We start from the raw sequence: 6,899 nt of genomic DNA on the forward strand, positions 1-6,899 counted from the left end.
GTGAACTCGTAATTTGATAAGAAATACAAGACATTTTGAAGCTTAACATCGCCACCGGCTGATGGTCGCCAATCGAAGTGAACCACTTCTCCACCATTATCTGTGATCGATTCGGTAAAACTTTGTAAGCCAATATTGATTACTTTTGGTGTTGTTGCAATTAAATTAGCCAACTCAGGAGAAATCGTCGGCAAGCTTGGTAAAGTGCTTGGTAATTTAGCAACAATTTCTTTCTGAACAAATGTCAACTCCCCACAAACAGCTGCAATTGCTGTACGAATGGCTTGGACATTATTTTGACACACAATCACGCCTGTTTCTTCTAAAATCTCTACCTGTTGTTCAAATCCTTGCTTATCGGCATCTGTCCCGACAACAATCCCCACAAACAACACGTCTGGACGAGCCAACTTAACTTTTTCAATCGATTCTTTTAAAGCAGTCGCCATATCAGTATGTGCCCCGTATCCAAGAACCACATCAAAGACAACAACAGCAGTTTCATGTTGCTCAATCACTGACTCAATTTTTGCAATCCGAATTTCTGGGTCGATCATTGGATGAGGTTTTCCATTAGTATACAGATCATCGCCTAAGTCGATAATTTCATGTGGACCAGCTTGTAAAATATAGCCCTCTTGATGATCGTTATCCGTCACATTTAGTGCATCAGCCAATAGGAAAGCTGCTTCATATGCTAAAGTTCCACCTGAATAATACCCTTTAATGCCTTGTGCTTGTGTCGAAACACTTACCTCTTTAACAGGAGCTGGCGTATAAGTAACGGGCTCATTAGTCATTAGCTTAGTTGCTAATTGAGCCGCTTCTTCTAAGGTGTAAGCGTGATATAAGTTTTCTTCGTGAACAGTTGGTTTTGACCCCAAAAATAACGTGACCACTGGCTTCTCTATTTTACGTAAAACATCTAAAACATGGGCTTCGATTGCTTTAGCAGGTGGTTTTGAAATCACTACAATCACCTCAGTATCAGCATCGGCATTTAGTGCATTAATACTGTCAATCATCGATACGGCACCAACTGCTGTCGACAAGTCTCTACCACCCGTACCAATTGCATTCGTTACGCCTTGACCATAGCGATGAATGAGCGTCGTGACTTCTTGAATTCCTGTCCCAGATGCACCAACCACGGCAATCTTACCTTTACGAATATTGTTAGTAAAAGCTAGCGGTAAGCCATGAATGACCCCTGTCCCACAGTCAGGTCCCATTACTAATAAACCTTTATCATGAGCTTTTCTTTTTAAGCGAGCTTCTTCTTCAAGAGAGACATTATCGCTAAAAACAAATGCATTTAATCCATTATCAATCGCTTTTTCAATTTCCAACGCTGCGTATACACCAGGAATAGAAATCAAGGCTACATTAGCATCAGGTAACGCTTTAAGAGCCTTCTCCCATGTGTTTATTGTTTCTTTCGCCTCACCAGATCCTTCCTTTTCATTCATCAACTCTTCATCAATGAGATCAAGTATCGCTTGAGTATCATCCTCTGATTGAACTTCAAGCATCACTAACATATCATTTGATGTTGCCTCTGCCATCTCTGGAGTATCAAAGCCACCAGAAATCAAAATGTCCTTATTAGCAGGTGTTCCCATCATAATCGATACACGTTCAACGCTTGGTAATTGATTTAATTTACTTGTTAACAGCATTAACACAACTGAATCTTGATAGCTATTTTTCTTGATGATTGTTTGTAGCATATGTCTCATCCACCTTGTATTTATTTTTATTACCCTTGTCTTATTTTCACAACTATTACGTGATAAACGAGTTAAAACTTCCTTTGCACGTTGTTATTTTTTATGTTCCAGCTCCTAAAACCTCAGTGGCTACTTTCCTACGCTTCACTTAATTGTTAAGGCATAGTTACTCTGACACTGAGGTTTTAGTTAGCTATTATTTTGTAACTAATGGGCCACCATCATAACTACTTGATTAGCGGTAAACAACTGTTTCTCTCGAATTTTCAACGGTTACGCGACCCTTTTTTACAACAACTAATCGCTCTGGTATGTCGATCACACTATTGGTTTTGACCTTTGTGTCGAGTAACACAACGTCTGCTTGTTTGCCAACAGCTGTCCCGTAATTTTTTAGGCCAATCGCACGAGCCGGATTGTCAGTAATCATCGGTAAGACCGTTGGTAAATCAGCTGCCCCACCTAAGTGAGCAACAGGAATGGCAAGCATTGCTGTTTGCAAAATATCGCCATTTCCATAAGGTGTAAACGCATTGCGAATATTATTCGTCGCAATACATACATTGACACCACCGTCTCGCAATTTTCGAATAGGTGTAACAGCCCGACGAACATTGTACGTGTCATTACGAGCACCTAAGTGTAAATCTGTAGCTGGTAATGCCATAACGCTAATATTTGCTTCAGCCATTAAAGCAATGATTGGCGCTAGTTTTTCTGGTGGCAACGCATGTAAAGCTGTTAAATGCCCAACTGAAACACGTCCTTGGTAACCTTCAGAGATCGTTTTGTTACATAAGTACTCGATTGACATATTGTCTGCTTCATCAGCAAAATCTTGATGTAAATCAATGTCCTTGTCATACTTCTTAGCAATTTCAAAAATCAAATCAATATGGTCATTTGCAGGCGCATCGTTATATGGAATGCCACCAACGACATCAGCACCCATTTCCATTGCTTCATACATCATTTTTTCTGTTCCTAATGCTTTAAAAATTCCTTCTTGAGGAAACGCGACCACTTGAATATCTACTAAATCTTTATATTCTTCTTTCAATTTTAAAATCATCTCAAAGCCTGTAAATCCTTGAGCAGGATCAAACTCAGAATGAGTTCTAATTGTTGTCACACCGCGAGCAACAATTAAATCTAATACAGATTTAGCACGAGTGTAGACATCCTCACTTGTAAAAGTTGGTTTCAATTCGGCTGTTACTTGGATTGCCTCTTGTAATGTTCCCGATTGATTAGGCTTACGATCCGCAATCAATGCTTTGTCCAAATGAATGTGACTTTCCACAAATCCCGGAATTAATACACGTCCATCTGCTTCAATGACACGTTCTGCCGACTCTGTAATATTATCTGCAATCGCCACGATTTTGCCATCGTTAATTGCCACATCTTGTAATTCCTCGCCATCATTTAACCGCACTTGTTTAAATAAAATATCCATTTGTTAGTCCTCCTACAATTTTAATCTATCTGCTTCATTGATCCGATTATCCAAAAATAAGTGAAATAATAAGTAAAATCACAGATGCTAAGCTAATCCATTTGATGTTTCCTTTTACGATATCCAAAATAGGTGTTTGGAAACCTGAAGATAAAGCTTGCATTGTTATGTTAACAAAACTCATTTGACTACCAAGACCTACTCCAATGGTAACAAACCCTAAAGCCAATGGTGTAAAGCCTAGTGAAACTGCGACTGGTAAGACAAGGGTTAACACTGATCCAACATAAGCCCCAGCTGGTATCCCAATCAAGATTCCAGTTAAGACTGCAACTGGAACAACAATTGCTGTTGGCGCTGCTTTCGCTACACCCGCAATTACTGCAAATGTCCCTGTTTGGGCAATCACGTTAATGAATGCTAAGAAAATCCCTACTTGGAATAAACGAGTTAGAATGTATGTTGACCCATCGATCATCGCTTCAACTGATTCATTCATATTGAATTTAGTACAAACGAATATTAAAGCCAGTGTAACAATCATATAAACCATTGGTGTAAAGATTGTAATTCCTGTTGCTTGATTCACTAGTGGGCCAAAGATAACCGCAAATAACAAGAAAATAGCTGGCAACGTCATTTTAAATAGTTGACCATTTGAAAAAGTATCGTACTCGTTGTTTTCTTCTTCCTTGAACCCAAGATTACGACGTTTTGTTCCCCAAAAGGCTAAACCAATTGCTAGAACTAAGAAAAACAACCAAAATGGACGCATTGCGGCCACATAATCAGCAACTGGAAACTCACCTAATTTAGAAACAATACTAGATTCTAACGAAGCTGGAGAGGTAGTAAATGACACAGCTGCTGCTAATGACATTGCTGCAATTAATTCGGGCACAGCTCCTACAGCCGCAAAAGCTAGTGGAGCAATAACCATCGCACTACCGCCACCGATTCCTGACATATAAGTCGCTGCCGCCAACAAAATCACAATAAAAGCTGAGACATATTCAACTTTTCCTTTTGTGCCACGTTTAGCTAGTGTTAACGCAGCCGTGTAGCCTCCAGATTTAAAAACTGCCATGGCAACTGCTGAGTTAATAATCGGCACAGTGATTGACAACATACTTGGAACGGCTTCAAGCAATTGTGTGTTCGCATCAGCTAAGCTTACGCCACCAATTACCATCGCCACAACTCCACCGGCAAGCCCAGCAATAATCATATCTACTTTTAGAAATAATAACGTTAATACTATCAACAATGGAATGATTGTCAATACTGCCATAAACCCAGTTGGCGTCTTAGTCGCTTCGATTCCTGCCGCAAGTACTGGATGGGCTATTAATAAACTGATAATAACACTTAAACCAGCTACCCCTAACTGCTTCTTTTTATTCATCTTGAAACACTCCTTTTTCTTATGAGTTTACCTCTTCACCGCTGACCTATCACGTTCGTTTCTATCATACTATCAAAGAAAATCAAGGCCGTATAACTAATTTACAAATAAATGCTTGCTAATTGTCTAGTCAATTCCCCTTTGCACTCCCCACTCCCTTCAAATTCATTGCAACTTTCTTTGATCCAACAGTTGCTGAATGTCTCAGTTCTTATTTCACTATTTATTTTAAACCTAATTCAAGCGACTGCCATTTATGCCATGAGATAAACAGGAAGCGTTTTCTTATCTACAATAGATAAACGGGAACTTTTTCATAGACATTCTGCACAATTATAGTTATCATTTTACTGTACGTCGAGTATTTTGCTTAAAACTCTCCTTAACAACGTGTTATAATTCTTTATTCGGCTACTTAGCTCATCATTCAGGAGGAATTACCATGCCAATGTCAGTTCAACACATCTTAGCTTTGCCATCTCTAAGTGAAGCTAAGTTATTAGAGGGCCAACTCGGTCTTACAAAAGAAGTCGGAAATATTATGATTATGGAGGCGCCCGACGTAGAGAAATGGGCATCTGCTGGACAATTATTGTTGAGTAGTTTATATAGTATTCAAGATTTTTCAATCGCTGAACAAGAAAATTTCATAAAAAAACTAGTGAATTTAGATATTAGTGGCTTAATTATCAAAACACGTCGATTTGTAGAAGATATCCCTCAAGGAATACTTTCTGGCGCTGCCATGTACGATTTTCCTATCATTCAAATTCCCGGATCAGTCGCTTATGAAACCATTATGATTGAAGTGATGCAAACACTGTTTAATCATAAAGCTAAACTATTGGATCATTATCGAATTGTTCATCAGCATCTAATGACGCTCGCATTAAATCAAAAGGATGCCGGCTTTAAAAATACTCTTATCGCATTAGAGGGGTTCATCCACAATCCAGTCTCTTTCTATAAAAATCGCCAACAGCCTCTTTTTCAAACCGATGCTCGTTTTAAAGACTACCGCGTTATCAGTGAGTTACCACTTAAACAAAAAAATCTGAACTTCGAGTGCTATCGGCAGACGGTCCGCTACGATGCTCTACCGGATAATAATTACTATCAACTGTTAATTCCTGTCAAAAATAGTGCTGTTGGGACTAGCTACTTAATCATTCATGAAATAAATGACCCCGTTGGTGAAATGGATTTTATGGCCATTGAGAATAGTATCATTGCTCTGCAATTGGAATTATTAAAACAAAATAGTATTAATGAAGTAAAACAAAATTATTTTAATGACATTTTTGACGATGTCTTATATGGTAAATGTCATTCTAAAGAGCAACTTTCAGAGTATGCTCAATTGTTAAAGCTAGATGAACAAGTAGAATATCGGGTAGTTGTTTGGCAATTTAGTAATCATACTCTCTCGGAAAAACCTAGTTTTGATGTACGTAAGAAGCAAAAAGAAATCGGCGAAAAACTCGTCTTAAAACTTCTACAATATTACCCTCGGATAACTTATCGTGTGCGTAGTAATCGAATAATTCTAATTGTTAAAGCCGATCATAGTGAGCTAGAACAAAAACGCTTTAGTGCTGACTTACATCGGATTCACGAAAATTGGCAAGATGACCCCATTCTTTGTCATGTTGGTATCAGCGATGCCGCTTTACTTGATGAGATTCACATTGAAGCTAAAAAATCCTTGCAAATTGTGCAACAGGCCACGCTCTTTTTTTCTGATTCCTTTGTTTTGACCTACGAAGATTTAGGGATTTATCGCATGTTTGGCGATCTGATCCCTTTTCAGGATTATCAAAAATATATTCCTAAGAAGCTTCAATTGATTATCACAACCTATCCAGATTGGATTGAAACCCTAAGTTATTATTTAGATTTTAATCAAAGCTTGAAAAAAACAGCTGAACAATTATTTATTCACTATAAAACAGTGAGTTATCGAATTGAAAAAATTCATGAATTAGTTAAACTAGACTTCGACAATCCCGAAGAAATTTTGCAATTACAAATCGGCCTGAGACTTCATCGATTGATGAGTAATAAAGACTTAGCTAATTAAAAAAAGGCACTGGAACATAAGATTGTTTTGCTCCGAGCGCTAAGTAAATTTTGAGGCGAGTTTGTTACATAACATACACGAAATAAAAGGAGGGTGAGACGTCGTCTCTCCTCCTCGTATAATAAGGTTATCAGATTTATTCTGATAGTTCCTTTTCATCCCCATAAGGGGTATGATTATTTCGTACAGATAGAGGTCGTAGTATTCCTCCTTGAAGTTTTGTCT

At 38.2% G+C, this 6,899-nt stretch carries 4 protein-coding genes; 1 reads left to right on the forward strand and 3 read right to left on the reverse strand.

What is annotated here, in order from left to right; genetic code table 11:
• The 3 genes from fdrA to AC5KOD_RS03340 all read right to left on the reverse strand — a co-directional run.
• On the reverse strand, window positions 1-1,730 hold a 1,730-nt coding region (gene fdrA / locus AC5KOD_RS03330), incomplete at its 3' end, for an acyl-CoA synthetase FdrA (RefSeq protein WP_496913119.1).
• Window positions 1,731-1,965: 235 nt separating this feature from the next.
• On the reverse strand, window positions 1,966-3,189 hold the full coding sequence (locus tag AC5KOD_RS03335; protein WP_496913120.1) for an amidohydrolase family protein: 1,224 nt from the start codon (window positions 3,187-3,189) through the stop codon (window positions 1,966-1,968).
• 46 nt (window positions 3,190-3,235) lie between these two features.
• A complete protein-coding gene (locus AC5KOD_RS03340) occupies window positions 3,236-4,480 on the reverse strand; it encodes a citrate transporter (RefSeq protein ID WP_496913122.1) in 1,245 nt (414 codons plus the stop codon).
• Window positions 4,481-5,036: 556 nt separating this feature from the next.
• Here AC5KOD_RS03340 and AC5KOD_RS03345 point away from each other — a divergent pair.
• Window positions 5,037-6,674, forward strand: coding sequence for a PucR family transcriptional regulator (locus tag AC5KOD_RS03345; RefSeq protein ID WP_496913121.1), 1,638 nt, complete (start codon window positions 5,037-5,039; stop codon window positions 6,672-6,674).
• Window positions 6,675-6,899: the final 225 nt, after the last annotated feature.

Source organism: Vagococcus sp. WN80Y, from assembly GCF_059621045.1.